The organism is Microbacterium sp. LWH13-1.2 (assembly GCF_038397735.1).
In the GTDB taxonomy this organism is placed as follows: domain Bacteria; phylum Actinomycetota; class Actinomycetes; order Actinomycetales; family Microbacteriaceae; genus Microbacterium.
Window position 1 is genome coordinate 1144962 of the sequence record NZ_CP151635.1, and the last position, 22364, is coordinate 1167325.

At 68.2% G+C, this 22364-nt stretch carries 21 protein-coding genes; 18 read left to right on the plus strand and 3 right to left on the minus strand.

All coding sequences use genetic code 11. The annotated features are described in order from the left end of the window. Position 1 precedes the first annotated feature (1 nt). Both MRBLWH13_RS05265 and MRBLWH13_RS05270 read left to right on the plus strand, forming a co-directional pair. Positions 2-652, plus strand: coding sequence for a CoA transferase subunit B (locus tag MRBLWH13_RS05265; protein WP_341957234.1), 651 nt, complete (start codon positions 2-4; stop codon positions 650-652). Between the two features lie 56 nt (positions 653-708). Next, on the plus strand, positions 709-1893 hold the full coding sequence (locus tag MRBLWH13_RS05270) for an acetyl-CoA C-acetyltransferase (protein ID WP_341958224.1): 1185 nt from the start codon (positions 709-711) through the stop codon (positions 1891-1893). A 14-nt stretch (positions 1894-1907) separates the two neighbouring features. On the opposite strand, the gene MRBLWH13_RS05275 is transcribed toward MRBLWH13_RS05270, so the two are convergent. Then, on the minus strand, positions 1908-2186 hold the full coding sequence (locus MRBLWH13_RS05275; RefSeq protein WP_341957235.1) for a hypothetical protein: 279 nt from the start codon (positions 2184-2186) through the stop codon (positions 1908-1910). A gap of 276 nt (positions 2187-2462) precedes the next feature. On the opposite strand from MRBLWH13_RS05275, the gene MRBLWH13_RS05280 reads away from it, so the two are divergent. Genes MRBLWH13_RS05280 through ilvC form a run of 7 tightly spaced genes read left to right on the plus strand, consistent with a single transcriptional unit; the run spans position 2463 to position 11220 of the window. Next, a complete protein-coding gene (locus tag MRBLWH13_RS05280) occupies positions 2463-3737 on the plus strand; it encodes an MFS transporter (RefSeq protein ID WP_341957236.1) in 1275 nt (424 codons plus the stop codon). Between the two features lie 51 nt (positions 3738-3788). Next, positions 3789-5198: a trehalose-6-phosphate synthase gene (locus MRBLWH13_RS05285; protein ID WP_341957237.1), complete on the plus strand. Its 1410-nt coding sequence runs from the start codon at positions 3789-3791 to the stop codon at positions 5196-5198. 46 nt (positions 5199-5244) lie between these two features. Then, positions 5245-6042 (plus strand): trehalose-phosphatase, encoded by a 798-nt coding sequence (gene otsB, locus MRBLWH13_RS05290; protein WP_341957238.1) that lies wholly within the window; start codon positions 5245-5247, stop codon positions 6040-6042. A 9-nt stretch (positions 6043-6051) separates the two neighbouring features. Further along, the gene (ilvD, locus tag MRBLWH13_RS05295; protein WP_053095858.1) at positions 6052-7770 is read left to right on the plus strand and encodes a dihydroxy-acid dehydratase; all 1719 of its coding nucleotides are present in this window, start codon (positions 6052-6054) and stop codon (positions 7768-7770) included. Between the two features lie 59 nt (positions 7771-7829). Beyond that, on the plus strand, positions 7830-9632 hold the full coding sequence (locus tag MRBLWH13_RS05300; RefSeq protein ID WP_056308051.1) for an acetolactate synthase large subunit: 1803 nt from the start codon (positions 7830-7832) through the stop codon (positions 9630-9632). Between the two features lie 2 nt (positions 9633-9634). Further along, positions 9635-10144 carry an acetolactate synthase small subunit gene (gene ilvN / locus MRBLWH13_RS05305; RefSeq protein WP_210097756.1) on the plus strand — a complete coding sequence of 170 codons (510 nt, stop codon included), beginning with the start codon at positions 9635-9637 and terminating at the stop codon, positions 10142-10144. 47 nt (positions 10145-10191) lie between these two features. Further along, positions 10192-11220, plus strand: coding sequence for a ketol-acid reductoisomerase (gene ilvC / locus MRBLWH13_RS05310; protein WP_056308049.1), 1029 nt, complete (start codon positions 10192-10194; stop codon positions 11218-11220). 67 nt (positions 11221-11287) lie between these two features. On the opposite strand, the gene MRBLWH13_RS05315 is transcribed toward ilvC, so the two are convergent. Beyond that, complete coding sequence (locus tag MRBLWH13_RS05315; RefSeq protein ID WP_341957240.1) at positions 11288-12223, minus strand: hypothetical protein; 936 nt, start codon at positions 12221-12223, stop codon at positions 11288-11290. Positions 12224-12301: 78 nt separating this feature from the next. Between MRBLWH13_RS05315 and MRBLWH13_RS05320 the strand changes: the two genes are divergently transcribed. From MRBLWH13_RS05320 to serA, 3 genes are all read left to right on the plus strand, one after another. Then, positions 12302-12823, plus strand: a complete 522-nt coding sequence (locus tag MRBLWH13_RS05320; RefSeq protein ID WP_341957242.1) for a hypothetical protein — start codon at positions 12302-12304, stop codon at positions 12821-12823. Beyond that, on the plus strand, positions 12820-13155 hold the full coding sequence (locus tag MRBLWH13_RS05325; protein ID WP_341957243.1) for a hypothetical protein: 336 nt from the start codon (positions 12820-12822) through the stop codon (positions 13153-13155). Before MRBLWH13_RS05320 ends, MRBLWH13_RS05325 begins: the two co-directional genes overlap by 4 nt. Positions 13156-13281: 126 nt before the next feature. Beyond that, entirely contained in the window at positions 13282-14886 is a 1605-nt protein-coding gene (serA, locus tag MRBLWH13_RS05330) for a phosphoglycerate dehydrogenase (RefSeq protein WP_341957244.1), read from the plus strand. 79 nt (positions 14887-14965) lie between these two features. Here serA and MRBLWH13_RS05335 read toward each other — a convergent pair whose 3' ends face one another. Beyond that, positions 14966-15511, minus strand: a complete 546-nt coding sequence (locus tag MRBLWH13_RS05335) for a TetR/AcrR family transcriptional regulator (protein ID WP_056308042.1) — start codon at positions 15509-15511, stop codon at positions 14966-14968. Positions 15512-15622: 111 nt separating this feature from the next. Here MRBLWH13_RS05335 and MRBLWH13_RS05340 point away from each other — a divergent pair, with 111 nt between their 5' ends. The 6 genes from MRBLWH13_RS05340 to MRBLWH13_RS05365 all read left to right on the plus strand — a co-directional run bounded on the left by MRBLWH13_RS05340 (position 15623) and on the right by MRBLWH13_RS05365 (position 22312). Next, positions 15623-17158 carry an MFS transporter gene (locus tag MRBLWH13_RS05340; RefSeq protein WP_341957245.1) on the plus strand — a complete coding sequence of 512 codons (1536 nt, stop codon included), beginning with the start codon at positions 15623-15625 and terminating at the stop codon, positions 17156-17158. Positions 17159-17233: 75 nt separating this feature from the next. Further along, positions 17234-18277 carry a 3-isopropylmalate dehydrogenase gene (locus tag MRBLWH13_RS05345; RefSeq protein WP_341957246.1) on the plus strand — a complete coding sequence of 348 codons (1044 nt, stop codon included), beginning with the start codon at positions 17234-17236 and terminating at the stop codon, positions 18275-18277. Positions 18278-18337: 60 nt separating this feature from the next. Continuing rightward, entirely contained in the window at positions 18338-19438 is a 1101-nt protein-coding gene (locus MRBLWH13_RS05350) for a branched-chain amino acid aminotransferase (protein ID WP_341957247.1), read from the plus strand. Positions 19439-19521: 83 nt separating this feature from the next. Beyond that, entirely contained in the window at positions 19522-20295 is a 774-nt protein-coding gene (locus MRBLWH13_RS05355; RefSeq protein ID WP_341957248.1) for a fumarylacetoacetate hydrolase family protein, read from the plus strand. Further along, a complete protein-coding gene (locus MRBLWH13_RS05360) occupies positions 20292-21551 on the plus strand; it encodes an MFS transporter (RefSeq protein ID WP_341957249.1) in 1260 nt (419 codons plus the stop codon). Before MRBLWH13_RS05355 ends, MRBLWH13_RS05360 begins: the two co-directional genes overlap by 4 nt. 71 nt (positions 21552-21622) lie before the next feature. Further along, positions 21623-22312, plus strand: coding sequence for a class I SAM-dependent methyltransferase (locus tag MRBLWH13_RS05365; RefSeq protein WP_341957250.1), 690 nt, complete (start codon positions 21623-21625; stop codon positions 22310-22312). The last annotated feature ends 52 nt before the right edge of the window (positions 22313-22364 follow it).

Sequence of the window (22364 nt, forward strand, 5' to 3'; positions counted from 1 at the left end):
CATGGCGCTCACGCGTGACGGGATGGCCGCCCGTGCAGCGGCCGAACTGCAGGACGGCTCGTACGTCAACCTCGGCATCGGACTGCCGACTCTCGTGCCGAATCATGTGCCGCAGGGAGTGACCGTGGTGCTGCAGTCTGAGAACGGGATACTGGGCGTCGGGCCGTATCCGCGCGAGGACTCGGTGGACCCCGACCTCATCAACGCGGGCAAGGAGACGGTGACCGTCCTTCCCGGCGCGGCGTTCTTCGACTCGGCGCTGAGCTTCGGGATGATCCGCGGAGGCAAGATCGACGCCGCGATCCTCGGAGCGATGCAGGTGTCGGCGACGGGTGACCTCGCGAACTGGATGATCCCTGGAAAGATGGTGAAGGGCCCGGGCGGAGCGATGGATCTCGTGCACGGCGCGGGCCGCGTGATCGTGCTCATGGAGCATGTCGCGAAGGACGGATCGGCGAAGATCGTCCGGGACTGCTCTCTGCCGCTCACGGGGCGGCGAGTCGTGGACCGGATCATCACCGACATCGCGGTGATCGACGTCACGCAGGAAGGGCTCGTGCTCGTCGAACTGGCGCCGGGAGTCACCGTGGAGCAGGTCGTTGCAGCGACCGAACCGCCGCTCGTCGTCGCCGACGCGCTGCACCGGGCATGAACGACAGGACGCATGAACGACAGGACAGAGGTACAGCGATGACCGCACGCGATCACATCGAGCGGGAGGATGTCGTCATCGTCGCGGCAGCCCGCACTCCGCAGGGGCGACTGAAGGGCCAGCTGGCGAGCTTCACGGCGCCGCAGCTCGGGGCGTTCGCGATCCGCGGCGCTCTCGAGCAGGCGTCCGTCGATCCGTCCGACGTCGACGCGGTGATCGTCGGTCAGGTGCTCGCCGCGGGGTCAGGTCAGAACGCCGCGCGTCAGGCCGCGATCGGTGCGGGTATCGGCTGGGACGTGCCCGCGCACTCGGTGAACAAGGTCTGTCTCTCGGGGCTCACCGCCATCATCGATGCGGCCCGGATGATCCGCACGGGCGACGCGGAGGTCGTCGTCGCGGCGGGGATGGAATCCATGACCCGTGCCCCTCACCTGCTGATGGGCTCTCGCGACGGCTGGACCTACGGCAGCGTGGAGGTGCTCGACCACATGGCATACGACGGTCTCACCGATGCGTACGACCGAGAGAGCATGGGGGCATCCACCGAGCGACACAACTCCCGCTACGAGCTGACGCGCGAGGCGCAGGATGCGGTCGCCGCGCTCTCCCATCAGCGAGCGGCCGCAGCGCAGGAGGCCGGGGTGTTCGGCGATGAGATCATCGAGATCTCGGTGCCCCAGCGTCGGGGCGAGGACATCCGGGTGTCGGCAGACGAGGGCATCCGTCCCGACACGACCGTCGAATCGCTGGGCGGTCTTCGGGCGGCGTTCGCCGAGGGAGGGTCGATCACCGCCGGCAACTCCTCGCAGATCTCCGACGGTGCGTCAGCAGTCGTCGTCACGACCCGCGCGGTGGCGGACGCCAAGGGCTGGCCGGTGCTCGTGACCATCGGTGCGAGCGGGCAGACCGCGGGTCCGGACAACTCGTTGCAGGCGCAGCCGGCGCGAGCCATCGAGAAGGCCTGCGAGAAGCAGGGGATCTCGCCGTCGGACCTCGACCTGGTCGAGATCAACGAGGCTTTCGGCGCTGTCGTGGCTCGGTCGCAGCTCGAGCTGGGGCTGTCGAGCGAGATCGTGAACATCCACGGCGGTGGTATCGCCATCGGACACCCGATCGGGGCGTCCGGCACTCGCCTGGTCGTGCATGTGGCGCACGAGCTCGCGCGACGTGGTTCGGGTACGGCGGCCGTCGGGCTGTGCGGTGGCGGGGGTCAGGGGGAGGCGCTCATCCTCACCCGCTGAGCATCGCTCAGGTGTCAGCGCTTCGTGGGCGTGAAGTCGCGGGGCTTCTTCTTCGCTTCCTTCTCATACGCCCTCTGCTGCTTCGCGTAGACGGGAGAATCGGGCGACACGGGGCGTCCCTGCCTGGCGCGTCGCGTGTCGACGACGGCACCGATGGCGAGGGCGAGGCTGATGCCCCAGCTCACCCACGCGAGGGCGGATCGCCATGTGATCTTCGTCTCGCCGGAGCCGCGGAGCAGGGTGACGCCGGTCATGATCGCGCCGAGGAGTCCGGTACCCGAGAGGTAGTTCATGCCTTCACGCTACCTGGCGTCGGCCATGCCGCGCCCAGCCTTGACAACGCGGCGTCGATTCTGTCAGGGGCGCAGGCGGTGCACGACAGCCGTGGCGCGCGCGTCCGGTCTCGTCAGGCCGACGAGTCACGTGCACCCGGGCGCCGTTTCCGCCGGCACGCTACCATGGACATGTCGCGGTTCGTCCGCGGCCGCAATCCGTGTATCTACCGGCCGCCGGCTTTCCGGCGGACAGCGGCGGCACCCGACCCCGCGTCCCCTGGGCGCGCGAGAGCCATGACGCACGCAACGACTCCCACACCAGAGCATCATTCCCCGACTCCCACCCCGGACGGGCCTGGGCTCCTCCGCATAGCGGGGCTTCCGTATTTCCTCATCGCCTTCATCGCGCGGCTGCCGTTCGCGATGATGGTCGTCGGCGTCCTCACGGTCGTCGTCTCGGCGCGGGGCTCGCTCTCGCTCGGCGGGCTCACCTCCGCCGCCGTCGGCCTCGGGACGGCCTGCTTCGGGCCGTTGCTGGGTGCAGCGGCCGACCGCTTCGGGCAGCGCATGGTCCTCTTGATCCTCGCGCTCGCCAACGGTGCGATGCTCGTGCTGTTCACCGTCGTCGTCTACGCGGGCGCCGCGGATGTGCTCGTCCTCGTCGCCGCCTTCGGCATCGGTGCCACGGCGCCGCAGGTCGCACCTATGTCGCGATCGCGACTCGTGACGATGATCACCGACCGGATGCCCGAGGCCGTGCGGAGCCGCACTCTCTCGGGCACGATGGCCTACGAGTCGGCGGCGGATGAGACCGTGTTCGTCTTCGGGCCCTTCATCGTGGGCATCCTGGCGTCGGCGCTCTCGCCCTGGGCCCCGCTCGTGGGTGCCGCGGTCCTCACCGTGGTCTTCGTCGGGGCGTTCGCCCTGCACCCGAGCGCACGGGCCGTGTCCGTGCACCGAGGCAGCGACGGTCGCGCACCGTCATCCGTCTCCGAGCTGTTCACTCCCAAGATCATCATCGTCGTCATCGGCATCCTCGGTGTGGGCATGTTCTTCGGCACGATGCTCACCTCTCTGACGTCCTTCATGGCCGACCGCGGTGCCCCGGAGCAGGCGGGGCTCCTCTACGGGGTCATGGGAGTGGGTTCGGCGATCCTCGCGCTCGGTGTCGCGTGGCTTCCCGTGCGTTTCTCGCTGCGGGCGAGGTGGCTGGTGTTCTCCGGCATCCTGCTCTCCGGAAGCGTGCTGCTCCTGTTCGTCGACTCTCCGGCGATGATGATGGTGGCGCTGGCCATCATGGGCATCGGCATCGGACCGACGCTGGTCACCCAGTACAGCTTCGGTGCGGCCCGCAGCCCGCTCGGGCGCTCCGCCACCGTCATGACGATGCTCGGCTCCGGCATCGTCGTCGGCCAGTCGCTCGGAGCGGCGGTGGCGGGTGAGCTCGCCGAGAACGTCGGCACCGGGAGCGCGCTGATCCTCCCGATCATCGCCGCGGCGATAGCGTTCGCCGCGGGGCTTGTCAACTGGCGACTGAGCATGCCCGGACGTCGCGTAGCCTCGGACTGAGCCTCAGCAGTCTGAGGAGCACCACCACTGCAGCGTCAGGAGCCCCCACCCATGTCAGACGCAGATTTCGTCGTCGTCGCCAATCGACTCCCCGTCGACCGCGTCGTGGGGCCTGACGGCGAAGAGGAGTGGCGGACCTCGCCCGGCGGACTGGTCGCGGCTCTCGAGCCCATGATGCGCAGCGCGCGCGGTGCCTGGGTGGGGTGGCCCGGTCAGCCGGACGTCGAGCTCGAGCCGTTCGAGATCAACGGCATCGATCTGGTGCCGGTGCCGCTGAGCGCCGACGAGGTCGAGGACTACTACGAGGGCTTCGCCAACGACACGATCTGGCCGCTGTACCACGATGTGATCGCGCCCCCTCAGTATCACCGCGAGTGGTGGGAGGCGTACGTCAAGGTGAACCGGCGCTTCGCCGAGGCGGCTGCGGAGGTCGCTGCCCCGAACGGCACGGTGTGGGTGCACGACTATCAGCTGCAGCTTGTCCCGCAGATGATCCGAGAGCTGCGATCCGACGTGACGATCGGCTACTTCCACCACATCCCGTTCCCTGCCCACGGACTGTACGCGCAGCTGCCCTGGCGTGATCAGGTGCTCCGAGGACTCCTCGGAGCCGACGTCATCGGATTCCAGCGTGCGCAGGACGCCACGTACTTCCTGACTGCCGTGCGCCGTCGCCTGCGTCATGACGTCAAGGGCTCTGCCGTCATGATCCCGACCGACGACGGCGGCACACGCACCGCGGTGGCCCGCGCGTTCCCGATCTCGATCGACACGGCTCCCTACCTCGAACTCGCGGCTCGGCCGGACGTGCGCGCGCGGGCCGCCGAGATCAGGGAGAGCCTGGGCAACCCGAAGAAGATCCTGCTGGGCGTCGACCGACTCGATTACACCAAGGGCATCCGTCATCGCATCAAGGCCTACGGCGAGCTCCTCGAAGACGGCCACCTGAGCGTCGAGGATGTCACGTTCGTGCAGGTCGCGAGTCCGAGTCGCGAGCGCGTGGACGCCTATGTGCACCTCCGCGACGAGATCGAGCTCGCAGTCGGTCGCATCAACGGCGACCACGACACCATGGGCCACACGGCGATCCGGTACCTGCACCAGGGCTACCCGCGCGAGGAGATGGTCGCGCTGTACCTCGCCGCGGACGTCATGCTCGTCACGGCGCTACGAGACGGCATGAACCTCGTCGCGAAGGAGTACGTCGCCACCCGCGCCGACAATCGCGGGGTGCTCGTGCTGAGCGAGTTCACCGGTGCCGCGGACGAGCTGCGCCAGGCCGTACGGGTGAATCCGCACGACATCGCCGGGCTCAAGGACGCGATCATGACGGCCGTCGCGATGCCGCCGGCGGAGCAGGGCAAGCGGATGCGGTCGCTTCGGCGTCGGGTGCTCGAGAATGACGTCAACGCGTGGTCGTCGTCGTTCCTCCGCGCGCTCGACGAGGTCCGCAAGCGCTGATCGGGGCGGTCATACTGGGAGGGAACCCGCCTCGATTGGAGACCCTGTGACCCGCACCTGGACCCCCGGATCCGCTGACGCGGCGCTGAGCGCCATCGCCGCAACCCCGAGACTGGTCGTCGCCCTCGACTTCGACGGCACGGCATCCCCGCTCGTTCCGGATCCCATGGCCGCACGCGCTCTGCCCGAGGTCGCGGTCCAGGTCGCACGGCTCGCAGGCCTCCCGGACACGGTCGTCGCGTACGTCTCCGGACGCAGCATGCACGACCTCCGCGTGATCACCGAGCACACCGATGACTCGCCGATCGCGCTGGCGGGTTCGCACGGCGCCCAGTACTGGTACCCCGGACTCGGGGACTCGGACGCCACCGGGCCCGACACGGCCGAGGGCGACCGCGAAGAGCTGTGGGCGGCGGCGCGACCGATCATCGACCGACACGAGGGTGCGGAGTTCGAGCCCAAGACGTTCGGGATGGGCGTGCACACCCGCACGGCCACGCGCGAGGTCGAGAAGGAGGTCTTCGCCGAGATCGACGCTCTCGTCGCCGAACGCTTCCCGCACTGGCGCCGACGTGCAGGCCACCGTGTGCTCGAGTTCTCGTCGAGGAACGAGGGCAAGGACGCCGCGATGGCGGCGCTTCGTGAGCATTTCGACGCCACCGGCATCCTGTTCGCGGGCGATGACGTCACGGACGAGGACGCGATGCGGGTGCTCACCGACGGCGATCTCGGCGTGCGGGTGGGCCCGGGGGAGAGCGCCGCCGTGCTCCGTGTGGAGAATCCGCAACAGATGGCTCAGCTTCTGGAGGCACTCGCGGACGAGCGCACCTCTCAGCGGGAATAGACTTCCGTCATGTCCTCGCATGATCCCTCCACCAGCGCGCCCATCGACATCAAGCCCCGCAGCCGCGTCGTCACCGACGGCATCGAGGCGACGACCTCCCGAGGCATGCTCCGTGCCGTCGGCATGGGCGACGCCGACTGGGACAAGCCCCAGATCGGCATCGCCTCCAGCTGGAACGAGATCACGCCCTGCAACCTGAGCCTCGACAGGCTCGCGCAGGGCGCGAAGGAGGGCGTGCACTCCGGCGGCGGATACCCGCTGCAGTTCGGCACGATCTCGGTCTCGGACGGCATCTCGATGGGCCACGAGGGAATGCACTTCTCGCTCGTCTCGCGCGAGGTCATCGCCGACTCGGTCGAGACGGTCATGATGGCCGAGCGCCTCGACGGCTCGGTGCTGCTCGCCGGATGCGACAAGTCGATCCCCGGCATGCTGATGGCCAGCGCGCGACTCGACCTTTCGAGCGTGTTCCTCTACGCCGGTTCCATCGCACCGGGATGGGTCAAGCTCTCCGACGGCACCGAGAAGGACGTCACGATCATCGACTCGTTCGAGGCCGTGGGCGCCTGCCGCGCCGGCCTCATGAGCGAGGAGGACCTCAAGCGCATCGAGTGTGCGATCGCCCCGGGCGAGGGCGCTTGCGGTGGCATGTACACCGCCAACACGATGGCATCGGTCGCCGAGGCCCTGGGGCTGAGCCTTCCGGGCTCGGCCGCGCCGCCCGCGGCTGACCGTCGTCGTGACTACTTCGCGCACCGCTCGGGCGAGGCCGTGGTCAACCTGCTCCGTCAGGGCATCACGACCCGCGACATCCTCACCAAGGAGGCGTTCGAGAACGCGATCGCGCTCGCGATGGCCCTCGGCGGCTCGACGAACGTCGTGCTGCACCTCCTCGCCATCGCTCGCGAGGCCGAGGTCGAGCTGAGCCTGCACGACTTCAACCGCATCGGCGACAAGGTTCCGCACGTCGCGGACATGAAGCCGTTCGGCAAGTACGTCATGAACGACGTCGACCGCCACGGTGGCATCCCGGTCATCATGAAGGCGATGCTCGACGAGGGCCTCCTGCACGGCGACGCGCTCACCGTCACGGGCAAGACGCTCGCCGAGAACCTCGCGGACCTCGATCCTCAGCCGATCGACGGCGAGGTCATCCACACGTTCGACAACCCGATCCACGCGACCGGCGGCCTGACGATCCTGCACGGATCGCTCGCTCCGGAGGGTGCTGTCGTCAAGACCGCCGGCTTCGACGCTGCGGTCTTCGAGGGCTCGGCCCGCGTGTTCGAGCGCGAGCGCGCGGCCATGGATGCCGTCGCCAACGGCGAGATCGAGGCCGGCACCGTCATCGTGATCCGCTACGAAGGCCCCAAGGGCGGACCGGGAATGCGCGAGATGCTCGCGATCACCGCGGCCATCAAGGGCGCTGGGCTCGGAAAAGATGTACTACTCTTGACTGACGGACGATTCTCAGGCGGCACAACCGGCCTGTGCATCGGCCACATAGCACCCGAAGCGGTGGACGCAGGTCCTATCGCCTTCGTGCGCGATGGTGATCTGATACGGGTCGATATCGCAGCTCGATCTCTCGACCTACTCGTCGACGAGGCGGAGCTCGCCTCCCGCCGCTCTGGCTGGGAGCCGCTACCCCCGCGCTATACCCGTGGCGTTCTTGCCAAGTACTCGCGTCTCGTGCGGTCCGCCGCCGAGGGCGCGACGACCGGCTGATCCGCGTCGGCTCCGGCATCCGCCTCCGACGTCGCCTACAGACCATCAGAAGGAGTGTCATGACTGCTGACACCGTCTCGGCTGTGCCGAGGCCGCCCGCCCCCAAGTCCGCCGCACCGGAGATCTCCGGAGCCGAGGCCGTGGTCCGCACGCTCGAGCTCCTCGGCGTCAAGGACGTCTTCGGTCTCCCCGGTGGCGCGATCCTGCCCGTCTACGACCCGCTCATGGACGCCTCCGAGCTCCGGCACATCCTGGTGCGTCACGAGCAGGGCGCCGGCCACGCGGCCGAGGGGTACGCCTCCTCGTCCGGCAAGGTCGGCGTGTGCATCGCGACCTCGGGACCCGGTGCGACTAACCTCGTCACCGCGATCGCCGACGCCTACATGGACTCGGTGCCGCTGCTCGCGATCACCGGACAGGTGTTCTCGACGCTGATGGGGACCGACGCGTTCCAGGAGGCCGACATCGTCGGCATCACTATGCCGGTGACGAAGCACTCGTTCCTCGTGAAGGATGCTTCCGAGATCCCCGGCGCCCTGGCTGCCGCCTACGAGATCGCCTCGACCGGTCGCCCCGGCCCCGTGCTCGTCGACATCACCAAGGATGCTCAGCAGGCCATGGCGCCGTTCATCTGGCCGGCGAAGTTCGACCTTCCGGGCTACCGCCCGGTGACCAAGGCGCATGGCAAGCAGATCCAGGCCGCCGCCGCACTGCTCGCCGAAGCCAAGAAGCCGGTGCTGTACGTCGGCGGCGGAGTGATCCGCGGTCGCGCATCGGCCGAGCTGCTCACCCTGGCCGAGACGACCAACGCGCCTGTCGTGACGACTCTAATGGCGCGCGGCGCGTTCCCGGACTCGCACCAGCAGCACCTCGGTATGCCGGGTATGCACGGCACGGTCCCTGCGGTGCTCGCGCTGCAGGAGGCCGACCTCATCGTGTCGCTCGGCGCTCGCTTCGACGACCGTGTGACCGGCAAGGCCGCTCTGTTCGCCCCGAACGCCAAGGTCGTGCACGTCGACATCGACCCCGCGGAGATCTCGAAGATCCGCACGGCCGACGTGCCGATCGTGGGCGACGTCCGCGATGTGCTCGTCGACCTGGAGTCCGCCTTCCGCACGGCGACGACCACGACCACGCCCGACACCGAGGAATGGTGGTCGTACCTCGACGGACTCCGCAACGAGTTCCCTCTCGGCTTCGCGCCGACGACCGACGGTCTGCTCGCGCCGCAGTACGTGATCCAGCGGATCGGTGAGCTGACGGGCCCCGAGGGCATCTACGCCGCAGGCGTGGGACAGCACCAGATGTGGGCCGCGCAGTTCATCAAGTACGAACGTCCCAACGCCTGGCTGAACTCCGGGGGAGCGGGAACGATGGGCTACTCCGTCCCGGCCGCCATGGGGGCGAAGGTCGCGGAGCCCGACCGCGTCGTGTGGGCGATCGACGGTGACGGATGCTTCCAGATGACGAATCAGGAGCTCGCCACCTGCACGATCAACAACATCCCGATCAAGGTCGCGATCATCAACAACTCGTCGCTCGGGATGGTGCGCCAGTGGCAGACGCTGTTCTACGACGGACGCCACTCGAACACCGACCTCAACACGGGGCACGGAACCGTGCGCATCCCCGACTTCGTGAAGCTGGCGGAGGCCTACGGCTGCCTCGCCATCCGCGTGGAGAAGGAAGAGGAGGTGGATGCCGCGATCAAGCTCGCCCTCGAGACGAACGACCGCCCCGTGGTCATCGACTTCGTCGTCAGCGCCGACTCCATGGTCTGGCCGATGGTTCCCCAGGGCGTGAGCAACAGCTACGTCCAATATGCCCGCGAGCACGCGCCCGCATTCGACGAGGAGGACTGACCATGTCGACTCACGTGCTGAGCCTCCTCGTGGAGAACACCCCGGGTCTGCTGACCCGAGTCGCAGGGCTCTTCGCCCGCCGCGGCTTCAACATCGACTCGCTCGCGGTGGGCGTGACCGAGGTGCCGGGCATCTCGCGCATCACGGTCGTCGTCGACCTCGAGGACCTTCCTCTCGAGCAGGTGACCAAGCAGCTCAACAAGCTGATCAACGTGATCAAGATCGTCGAGCTCGACTTCCCGACGTCGGTGCAGCGCGAGCACATGCTCGTCAAGGTGCGCACCGACAACGCCACCCGCTCGAACGTCATCGAGGTCGCGAACCTGTTCCGTGCATCGGTCGTCGACTACGCGTCCGACGCGCTGGTGATCGAGGTCACGGGAGACCGGGGCAAGGTGGACGCCCTGCTGCGCGCCCTCGAGCCCTTCGGCATCAAGGAGATCGCGCAGTCGGGCCTCCTCGCCATCGGTCGCGGCGGCAAGAGCATCACCGAGCGCGTACTGCGCGGCTGAATCCAGACATCACACACGTACACGAACACCAATCAAGGAGAAAACCAGTGAGCACCGAGATCTTCTACGACGCAGACGCCGATCTGTCGATCATCCAGGGCAAGAAGGTCGCCATCGTCGGCTACGGCTCGCAGGGTCACGCGCACGCGCAGAACCTTCGCGACTCGGGTGTCGAGGTCGCGATCGCCCTCAAGGAGGGCTCGAAGTCGGCACCGAAGGCGGAGGAGGCCGGATTCGCGGTCAAGACCGTCGCCGAGGCGACGCAGTGGGCAGATCTGATCATGATCCTGGCGCCGGACCAGCACCAGCGCACCATCTACAGCGAGTCGATCGCTCCGAACCTCACCGAGGGCAAGACGCTCGCCTTCGCGCACGGCTTCAACATCCGCTTCGGCTACATCGACGCACCCGAGGGCGTCGACGTCATCCTGGTCGCTCCGAAGGCACCCGGTCACACCGTTCGTCGTGAGTTCGTGGCAGGCCGTGGCATCCCGGACATCATCGCCGTCGAGCGCGATGCATCGGGCAGCGCCTGGGCGACTGCGCTCTCGTACGCGAAGGCCATCGGCGGCACGCGCGCCGGGGTCATCAAGACCACGTTCACCGAAGAGACCGAGACCGACCTGTTCGGCGAGCAGGCAGTGCTCTGCGGTGGCGTCAGCCACCTCGTGCAGGCCGGCTTCGAGACCCTGACCGAGGCGGGTTACCAGCCGCAGATCGCCTACTTCGAGGTTCTGCACGAGCTCAAGCTCATAGTCGACCTCATGTGGGAGGGCGGCATCGCCAAGCAGCGCTGGTCGGTCTCCGACACCGCCGAGTACGGCGACTACGTCTCGGGCCCCCGCGTCGTCACCCCCGAGGTCAAGGAGTCGATGAAGGCGATCCTCGCCGACATCCAGAACGGCGCCTTCGCGAAGCGCTTCATCGACGACCAGGACAACGGCGCCGAGGAGTTCCTCGCGCTGCGTGCCAAGGAGGAGACGCACCCCATCGAGGCCACCGGCAAGGAGCTGCGTTCGCTATTCGCATGGAAGCAGCAGGACGAGGACTACGTCGACGGCAGCGCTGCGCGCTGACGCTGGTCCGACACGAAGGGCCCGGTGCGATCCGCACCGGGCCCTTCGTCGTGCACTGGGGGAGGGGTCACTCCGAGGCCGGAGCATCCTCCACGACGGCAGGAGCGTCGTCGCCGTTCGCCCACACCGGTGCAGGCAGCACCGTGTCCACCTGGCCGCCCTGGATCTCGCGCAGTGCCGCCTCGATGTCGTCCGCGTTGAGCGGCACAGCGAGACCGCAGGTGTTGAGCTCAGACGCGAACTTGAGGGTCAGTCGACTCTTGCCGGCTTCCACGGCCTCGGCTGTGGTTCCCGTGCGCTTCTCGCTGCCGGTCTGGATATCGGATACCTCGTCGCACACGTGGTAGACGGCGCCGCCGTCGACCCACACGACCTCGTCCTTGCCGAGCAGCTGGATGACCGCGGACTGGTCGGCCGTGTACTGCTCGACCGACGGCGGGGTGAAGTCCACACCGATCACCGTGGCGAGGACGGCGAGGGCGATTCCGACGATGCCGGCGGTCGCCTTCTGCCCCTTGTCCATGTCCTTGTTGAGGAAGATGAGGATGATCAGCGGGAGGAAGGCGATGATCGCGATGATCGCTCCGAGCTGGTTCTGCACGAAGAACCGCAGAGTCTCGGATTTCCGAGCCGGATCCAGGCGGTTGGCCTTCTTCCAGAGGATCGAGCCGGTGATCGCGAGCGCGGCGATGACCACGAGAAGCACGAGAAGGGTGATGAACGCCCACTGCGGGAACTGGGCGGTGACGCCCTGTTCCTCGAGGAGACCCGTGGCGGGGTCGCGCACGAGAGTGCCGTCCTCGCCCACGTACACGCGCTGGCGAAGCAGCCAGAAGATGCCGACGGCCTCAGCGGCGATGGCGATGACCCAGAGGGCGACGGCGATCCAGCGGAAGGTGGTCGCCTTCGACTTCGCGGCGGCGGTCGGCTTCCACCCTGCGGCGGGCTCGTCGACGGAGCCGCCCGCTGTGCTCTTGTCGACGTTCTCGTTCTGCTCTGCCACGGTGGTCCCTCCAGGCCGGGGCCGCTTCTGGCCCAGATGCCCCCGAGCATAGTGGACGCCGTGTCCTACGCTGGTGACATGACTTCCGATTCCGACGACGCCCTGAGCTGGGACGGCGACGAGGGCGGTTCTCCGACGAGGCCTGCTCCGAAGAAGCGCGCGAAGGCGCGCAGCGAGCGGGCTGAGTCTGCACAGACCCAGGGTGAGGTGAAGGACCCCGCATTGCCCGAGGGATGGAGCGCCGTGGGCAAGGGGAGCGCTGCGGTCGGACGCCTCGGCGGCGACGACGATGAGGAACACCAGCCGTTGAGCACCGCGATGCTGCTGATCCTGGGCGTCGTCGGGGGCGTCTATCTCCTGTACAGCGTCGGCTGGGTCGTCGGCGGGCTGCGCCTCAAGCCGCTCGCGAACTTCTTCGTCGCGGACGCGATGTTCCTGCCCTGGTTCGTCCTCGCCGTGGCGGCTCCTCTGCTGTGGTTCCTTGCGAGCTGGGTGCTCACGCGGGGCAAGGCCGGGTGGATCCGGGTTTCCGTGCTGCTCCTCGGAGTCGTGCTCCTCGTGCCCTGGCCCTTCGTGACGGTGGGAGCGATCGGACTATGAGCGAGATGCAGATGTCACCGTCGACCCCGTCGGCATCGCCTCGGTGGCTCACCGGGCTCGTCCTCGGGCTGGCGGGGCTCTTCTACGCCTACGCGATCTGGAACGCCGTGGCGCACCTGATCACCATGGCGCAGGTCGGGCTGAGCGGCGTCGGCTGGGCCACGCTTCTTTTCGGCGTCGTCTTCCCCGCGATCGTGTTCGTCTTCGCCTATCTCATCGGCAGGCGGCGGTCGGCAGGGGAACTCGCGCTCGTGCTCCTGGCGGGCCTCGGCGTCGTAGCGGTGTTCTGGTTGAGCCTGCTCGCGTACAGCCTGACCCTCGCAGCCTCCTAGCGATTCCGCGGTCGCTCGACGTCACACGGCACGGAGCAGCGGAGCCGCTCGGGTACAGTTGAAGTGATCGCGCCCCCACGGTGTGCGGCGCATCGGCCCCCTGTCGCGCTGCCCCGAAGGATCCCTGTGCCGAAGCCCGTCGTGCTCCTCGCCGAAGTTCTCTCACCCGCCACGATCGAGGCCCTCGGCCCCGATTTCGACGTTCGCAACGTCGACGGCACCGACCGCGAGGCGCTCTTCGCGTCGCTCGCGGATGCCGACGCCGTGCTGATCCGGTCGGCGACGCAGATCGACGAGGAGGCGCTGACCCACGCGCCGAAGCTGAAGGTCGTCGCCCGCGCCGGTGTGGGCCTCGACAACGTCGACATCAAGGCGGCCACGACGGCCGGTGTCATGGTCGTCAACGCGCCGACGTCGAACATCGTCTCCGCCGCAGAGCTCACCGTCGGTCACATCCTCAGCCTCGCCCGGCGCATCCCCGCCGCGCACGCGTCGCTGTCTGCAGGTCAGTGGAAGCGCAGCTCCTTCACCGGAGCCGAGCTCTTCGAGAAGACCGTCGGCATCGTCGGCCTCGGCCGCATCGGCGCTCTCGTCGCCGCGCGCCTCGCCGCCTTCGACATGCGCGTCGTCGCCTACGACCCCTACGTCACCTCGGCGCGCGCCCAGCAGCTGGGTGTACAGCTGCTGACGCTCGACGAGCTCGTCGCCGAGTCCGACTTCCTCACGATCCACATGCCCAAGACGCCCGAGACCACAGGGATGATCGGTGCCGAGCAGTTCAAGGCCATGAAGCCGACGGCGTTCGTCGTCAACGTCGCCCGTGGCGGACTGATCGATGAAGAGGCGCTGCATGCAGCCCTCGTCGCCGGTGAGATCGCCGGTGCCGGCCTCGACGTCTTCACCTCCGAGCCCCCGGCCGAGGGTGGCACGGCGCGTCCGCTCCTCGACCTTCCCAACGTCGTCGTCACCCCGCACCTCGGAGCGAGCACCGAGGAAGCGCAGGAGAAGGCCGGCGTCTCCGTGGCCCGTTCGGTGCGCCTGGCTCTCGGCGGCGACCTCGTGCCGGATGCCGTCAACGTGGCGGGTGGCGTGATCGACCCGTACGTCCGCCCCGGTATCTCGCTCGTCGAGAAGCTCGGGCAGATCTTCGCCGCACTCGCGACGTCGCCGCTCACGAGCCTCGACGTCGAGGTGCACGGTGAGCTGAACGACTATGACGTGAGCGTTCTCAAGCTCGCCGCCCTCAAGGGCGTCTTCACGAACATCGTGAGCGAGACGGTCTCGTACGTCAATGCACCGCTGCTCGCAGATCAGCGAGGCATCGCAGTACGACTCCTCAAGGACGACGTCAGCGACGAGTACCGCAACGTCATCACTCTCAGCGGCGCTCTCTCCGACGGTTCGCAGCTCTCGGTGTCCGGCACGCTCACGGGCCCGAAGCAGGCCGAGAAGCTGGTCGCCATCAACGACCACGCGCTCGAGCTGCCGATCGAGAAGCACCACGTCGTGATGCTCTACACCGACCGCCCCGGAATCGTCGCGGTCTACGGTCAGAAGTTCGGTGACGCCGGCATCAACATCGCCGGCATGCAGATCTCGCGCCTCGGCGCCGGAGACCAGGCGCTCAGCGTGCTCACGCTGGACTCGCCGGTGCCGGACGACCTGCTCGACGACCTGCGCGGATCCATCGACGCAGATCTCTTCCGTCAGATCGAGATCACCGAGGTCTGAACAGCGCAGACCCGGATCAGCGAAGCGGGAGGGCAGGCCGAAAGGCGGCCCTCCCGCTTTCTGCATGCGAGGCCGCGTGTCAGGGTGCCGTCGCGCGGAGCACGAGAGCGATCAGGTCCGAGAGCTCGTCGCTGCGGGGAACCAGTCGTTCCGGTCCGTGCACATCCAGCGAGTTGTTGAAATAGAGCCCGTCGCTCAGCAGCATCACGAGGTCGAGGCTCGCGGCATCCCGCACATGGGGTCGGATCGTGTCCTCCCACCGGTCCCGGTTCCTGCGCAGTGCGTCGGCTGCTGACGCCGAGCCGCCCTGGGCGAGTCGCGTCGCAGCGATCAGCACGCGATCCAGTGCATCGTCCTCCATGACAGAGGTGCGCACGTAGTACGCGACGGGCCCCTCTTCGGCTGTCGTCATGCGTTCGAGATCGGCCGTGGTGAGGGCGTCGAGGCGTTCGATCAGACCTGCGGCAAGATCTTCCTTCGATCCGAAGTGGTAGAGCAGCCCGCCCTTCGAGACTCCGGCGGCCTTGGCCGTCGCGTCGAGGGTGGCTGCGCGCTCACCGTCTTCGATGACGATCGCTTCGAAGGCGTCGAGAACGCGTTCTCGGGCCAGGGGAGGTCGGGGCATCGGGGTCCTCTGTTCGTCTTGCATCACAGTAGCGCGGCAGTGTGACGATTCTGTTACTATACCATCTGGACGGTTTAGTAACGATGCCGTCGTGATCCTGAGAGGTGTTCCATGACCCGTACTGCGTCGATCCCGACGACAGCGACGGATGCTCCCCGCGTCGGAGCCCGAGGATGGGCGGCGCTCGTCGTGCTCATGCTGCCGGTGCTCCTGGTATCGGTGGACAACACGGTGCTGAGCTTCGCGCTCCCCGAGATATCCATCGCGCTCGCGCCCACGGGCGCCGAGCAGCTGTGGATCATCGACGTCTACCCGCTCGTGCTGGCCGGGCTCCTTGTGACCATGGGCACCCTCGGCGACCGCTTCGGACGTCGGCGGATGCTGCTGATCGGCGCGACCGGCTTCGCGGCCGTGTCGGCCCTCGCGGCCTTCGCCCCGACTGCCGGCCTGCTGATCGCCGCCCGTGCCCTCCTCGGCTTCTTCGGCGCCATGTTGATGCCGTCGACTCTGTCGCTCCTGCGTTCGATCTTCCAGAACCGGGACCAGCGTCGCCTCGCGATCGCCGTGTGGGCGTCGGCGTTCTCCGCCGGCTCCGCTCTCGGGCCGATCGTGGGCGGTTTCCTGCTCGAGCACTTCGACTGGGGCTCGGTGTTCCTGATCGCCGTCCCCGTGCTCATCCCGCTGCTCGTCGCCGCACCGCTGCTCGTTCCCGAGAGCCGTGACCCGAACCCCGGTCGCATCGACATCGTCAGCATCGTGCTGTCGATGGCCGCGATGATCCCCGTGGTGTATGCGATCAAATCGCTCGCGGTCGAAGGACCGAGCCTCACGGCCGGCGCCTGGGCGCTGCTCGGCATCGTGATGGGCTACCTGTTCGTGCGGCGACAGCTGCACGCCGAGGTGCCGATGCTCGACATGGCGCTGTTCCGCCGGGGCTCCTTCTCTGGTGCGATCCTGGTGAACCTGCTGAGCGTCGTGGCGCTCGTGGGCTTCCTCTACTTCGTGTCGCAGCACCTCCAGCTGGTCCTCGGCCTGTCGCCGATGACGGCCGGCGCAGCACTCGTGCCCGGGATGATCGCGATGATCGTTGCCGGACTCTCGGTGGTGCCTGTCTCGCGTCGGGTGCGTCCGCACATCCTGGTGCCGGCAGGGCTCGTCTTCTCCCTCGCCGGATACCTGCTCGTCGCGTTCACGACCTCCGATCACGGTGTCGCACCGCTGATCATCGCCTTCGTGGTGCTCGGCATCGGCATCGGCGCGGCCGAGACCATCTCGAACGAGCTCATCCTCTCCTCGGCGCCAGCCGAGAAGGCGGGGGCCGCGAGCGCGGTGTCCGAGACGGCCTATGAGCTCGGCGCTGTGCTCGGCACAGCCGTGCTCGGCGGCCTGATCACCGCGTTCTACCGCGGAGCGCTGATCATTCCGCCAGGAATTCCCGCAGATGCGGCGCACGCGGCGAAGGAGACGCTCGCCGGCGCCTACACCGCCGCCCAGGAGCTGCCGTCACAGCTCGGCGACGCGCTCTGGGATGCCGCATCCTCAGCCTTCGGCTCAGGCGTCCTGGTGACCTCGCTCATCGGTGCGGGGCTCGTCGTGCTGGCAGGCCTGATCGCGGCCGTCACACTGCGCAAGACCCCCTCGCACTGACCAGTACGCTGGGAGCACCGGCCCGCTCGGCATCCGTCCGAGGGCGGGCCGGTTCATCCCGATGCAAGGAGTGTCATGTCGCGTGTCGTGAAGCTGGCCGTCATCCCCGGTGATGGAATCGGCCCCGAGGTCGTCGCCGAAGCGGAGAAGGTCCTCGATGCGGTCACCGCAGAGAGCGATGTGACGTTCGACAAGACCCGCTTCTCGCTCGGTGCCGCTCGGTATCTCGAGACGGGCGACACCCTCACCGACGACGACCTCCGGGCGATCTCGGAGCACGACGCGATCCTGCTCGGAGCGGTCGGGGGCACGCCCGGCGACCCCCGGCTCAAGGACGCCAACATCGAGCGCGGGCTGCTGCTCAAGCTCCGTTTCACGCTCGACCACTACGTGAACCTGCGTCCGTCGAAGCTCTTCACCGGGGCCGCGGGACCGCTCGCGAACCCGGGAGACATCGATTTCGTCGTCGTCCGAGAGGGCACTGAGGGCCCCTACGTCGGCAACGGCGGCGCGATCCGCAAGGGCACTCCGCACGAGGTCGCGAACGAGACCTCGGTCAACACCGCCTTCGGCGTCGAGCGGGTCGTGCGATACGCCTTCGACCTCGCCGAGCGGCGCGGCAAGAAGGTCACGCTCGTGCACAAGACCAACGTGCTCGTGCACGCGGGTGCGATCTGGCAGCGCATCGTGAACGAGGTCGCGTCCGAGCACCCCGACGTCGCGGTCGACTACCTGCACGTCGATGCGGCGACCATCTTCCTGGTCACCGATCCCTCTCGTTTCGACGTTATCGTCACGGACAACCTGTTCGGCGACATCCTCACCGACCTCGCGGGAGCGGTCACCGGCGGAATCGGACTCGCGGCCTCGGGGAACATCAACCCCGACGGCGCGTTCCCCTCGATGTTCGAGCCGGTCCACGGATCCGCGCCTGACATCGCGGGCCAGCAGAAGGCCGACCCCACCGCGGCGATCCTCTCGGTCGCGCTGCTGCTCGACCACCTCGGATTCGCCGCAGAGGCCGCTCGCGTGAGCGCCGCCGTCGAGTCCGACATCGCGTCCCGCGCAGGGGCGCGCACCACCGCGGAGGTCGGCTCCGCGATCACCGCTCTGCTCTGAGCGACAGGCGTAGGCTGGAAAGGCGCGAGGACGCGCGCCGCACGAGGAATGGATGACGAGATGACGACCATCGACGCCGAGACCGCCGTGGCTCCGCTGGAGTTCGCGGTGACCAAGAACCTGACCGCCGCGACACCCGGTCGGGTCGCCGAGGTGCACGAGAACCCCGGATTCGGCGTGGTCTTCACCGACCACATGGTGGACATCTGCTGGTCCACGAAGGGCGGATGGCACCGTCCTCGCGTGCAGCCGTACGGACCGATCCCACTCGACCCTGCCGCATCCGTTCTGCACTACGCCCAGGAGATCTTCGAAGGCATCAAGGCCTACCGCCACGCCGACGGCTCGATCCACACCTTCCGTCCCGACCGCAACGCGGCGCGTCTGCAGGCCAGTGCCCGCCGACTCGCACTGCCCGAGCTGCCGACGGAATACTTCATCCAGTCGCTGCGCGAGATCATCGCCGTCGATGGCCGCTGGGTCCCGGCCGGCGAGGACCAGAGCCTGTACCTCCGCCCCTTCATGTTCGCCAAGGAGGCCTTCCTCGGTGTGCGGGCGGCGCAGAAGGTCGCGTACTACGTGATCGCGAGCCCTGCGGGCGCCTACTTCAGCGGTGGCGTGAAGCCCGTGCGGATCTGGCTCTCCGAGGACTACGCGCGTGCGGGCAAGGGCGGCACCGGCAAGGCCAAGACCGGCGGCAACTACGCGTCGAGCCTCTTGGCGCAGAGCGAGGCCTCGTCGAAGGGATGCGACCAGGTCGTGTTCCTCAACGAGGAGCGCAATGTCGAGGAGCTCGGCGGCATGAACGTGGTGTTCGTTTTCAAGGACGGCCGCGTCGTCACGCCCGAGTCCGACAGCATTCTCGAGGGCATCACGCGCGACTCCCTGCTGCAGCTCGCGGAGGACCGGGGCTACACGGTCGAGAAGCGACCGATCTCGATCGACGAGTGGCGCCAGGGTGTGGCATCCGGCGACATCGTCGAGGTGTTCGCCTGCGGCACCGCCGCCGTCGTGACCCCGATCGGTGCCCTCGTCGGTGAGGGCTTCGACGAGGCCCAGCCTCTCGGCGAACTCGCGCTCTCTCTGCGCGAGGAGCTGACGGACATCCAGTACGGCCGTCGCGAAGACAAGCACGGCTGGCTCCTGCGCCTTGACGCCTGATCGTCTCAAGAACTCTCCGAGACCCCGCTGTGCGCGCTGCACAGCGGGGTCTCGTCGTCCTGCACTCTGGCTAGGCTGGTGGCATGAAGATCGCCCGATTCAGCCATGACGACGCCATCCTCTTCGGGATCGTCGATGACACCGACCTCGTCGTCCTCTCGGGCGATCCGCTCTTCGCCGGATACGAGCCGACGGGCGATCGTGTGCCGATCGCGGACGCGGTGATCCTCGCGCCGGTGATCCCGCGCTCGAAGATCGTGTGCGTCGGCAAGAACTACCACGACCACGCGGCCGAGATGGGGGGAGTGGCTCCTGAGGAGCCGCTGCTGTTCCTCAAGCCCAACACCGCCGTGATCGGCCCCGGAGATGCGATCGTGCGCCCGTCGATCTCGGACCAGACCGAGTACGAGGGTGAGCTCGCCGTCGTGATCGGCAAGGTCGCCAAGAACGTCACCCAGGCGGATGCGCTCGACCATGTACTCGGCTACACCATCGCCAACGACGTCACCGCTCGCGACCTCCAGCGCAAGGACGGACAGTGGTCGCGCGCGAAGGGGTTCGACACGTTCTGCCCCCTCGGGCCCACCATCAGCACGGATTTCGATCCGTCGGTCGCGACCATCGAGACCCGCGTGAACGGGGAGGTCCGCCAGAAGGCACCTCTGACCGACATGATCCACTCCGTCGCGGCGATCATCGAGCACGCGTCGGCCGTGTTCACCCTGCTTCCCGGTGACGTCATCCTGACGGGCACCCCGGCGGGGGTCGGCACGTTCGACGCCGGCGACACGGTCGAGGTCGAGATCACCGGACTGGGGATCCTGCGCAACACCGTGCGCGACGCCGTGCGCGCATGACCGTCGTCGCTCTGACGGCGACCCAGCAGGCGGCCGTCCAGCGACGCACGGTGCTGGTGCTGTCGCTCGGACAGGTGCTCGGCGGGATCGCCTTCGGAGCGACGGTGTCACTCGGCGCTCTGCTCGCCGCCGATCTCTCGGGGAGCGACGCGCTCTCGGGCCTTGCCACGGCATCCGTCACCCTCGGTGCGGCGCTGTGTGCGATCCCGCTCGCCCGCCTGGCCGCCAGGGTCGGCAGGCGGCGCGCGCTGACACTCGGCAACCTGTTCGCGCTCGTCGGCATCGCCGTGGTGATCCTGGCCGCGTCGCTGCGCGTGTTCCCTCTGCTGCTGGTGGGGATCCTGATGATCGGCGCGGGCAATGCCGGAAACCTCCAGTCCCGGTTCGCCGCCACGGATCTCGCCGCCCCGCAGCACCGCGGACGCGATCTCTCGATCGTCGTGTGGGCGACGACCATCGGCGGCGTGGCAGGACCGCTGCTGCTGGGTCCGGGAGAGATCGTAGGCGAGGCCCTCGGCATGCCGCCGCAGACCGGCTCCTACGCATTCTCCTTCGTCGCACAGTGCGCCGCGCTCATCCTCTACCTGATCGCTTTGCGGCCCGATCCACTTCTCGCCGCGCAAGGGCTCGCCAGAGCGGCAGCCGCGGTGACCGGGCAGGTGGCGATCGATCGTCCGATCGTGGCTCGGTACGCGATCTTCGCGGTTGCCGGCTCGCACGTCGTGATGGCGTCGGTGATGGCGATGACTCCCGTGCATCTCGCGCACATGGCCCACAGCAGCGAGGGCATGGCGCCCACGCCGGCCGACGTCTCGGCACTGGTCGGCATCACGATCGCTCTGCACGTCGGCGGCATGTACGCTCTCTCGCCGCTCTTCGGCATCCTCGCGGACCGCTGGGGGCGGTTGCGCGTCGTGCTGCTGGGACAGGTGCTCCTGGGCGGCGCGCTCGCCTTCGCCGTCTTCGTGAACGATCAGGAATGGGGCGTGATGGTCGCGCTGATCCTGCTCGGCCTGGGATGGAGTGCGGCCACCGTCGCCGGGGCGGCGCTTCTCACCGAATCGAGCGCGCCCGAGCTGCGCACACGACGACAGGGCCGGAGCGACTCGCTCATGAGCCTGTCGGCTGCGGCGGGCGCTGTGCTCGCCGGAGTGATCCTGTCGAACTTCCAATACGCGGGGCTCGGCATCGCGGCATCTGTGCTGGTGGTCGTGATCGTCGCGCTCTCGCCTCTCGCTCGCTCCCGAGCGCGATGAAGGACTGGGCGGGTACGGGGCGCGCGTACGCAGACTCATACGCTGCGTTGTGCGTCGGGACCGCAGGCTTCGTGCTTGACGAGCTCGGGGATGCGCATGGGCGCACCCTGCTCGATGTGGGTTCGGGCACCGGCTCGCTCTCCGCGGCGTTCGCGAGCGCGGGCTGGAACGTCACCGGATGCGAGCCGGAGCCGACGATGAGAGAGGTCGCAGTGTGTGAGCACGCCGGGATCCCCGTGGTCGACGGTGCGCTGCCGCAGCTGCCGTTTCACGACGGCGTCTTCGACGCGGTCGTCGCCAACTTCGTGCTGAATCACGTCGCTGAACCGCGGAGGGCGGCACGAGAGCTCTCGCGGGTGTCGGCCGACGTCGTGGTGGCGACAGTCTGGACGAACTCGCCGACGTGGCTGTGGCGTCAAGTCTGTGACCGGGCGGGACTCACACCGTCGGTCGGGGAGCGACTGCCCCCGGAGCAGGACTTCAAGCGGACGGTCGACGGCTTCGCACGGATGCTGGACGATGCGGGCTGGACGGGCAGTCGGGTGTCGGAGATCACCTGGACGTGGTCGGCCGGTGTCGAGGCACTGTGGGTGTCCGCAGAAGGCGGTGTCGGGGGAGCCGGCCAGTTCTACCGTGCGCTCGACGAGTCGGACCGCGCCGCGTTCCGAGCGGCGTTCGACGCGGTGTGCTCCGAGCGGACCGTCGATGGTCTCGTCCCGCTGGAGCACTCTGCCGCCATGGCGATCCGCTCGCGCCGCTGAGACCCGCCCGTCGGGATGCGGCCGAGCCTGTGGACCGCTGCGGGGTGCCGTG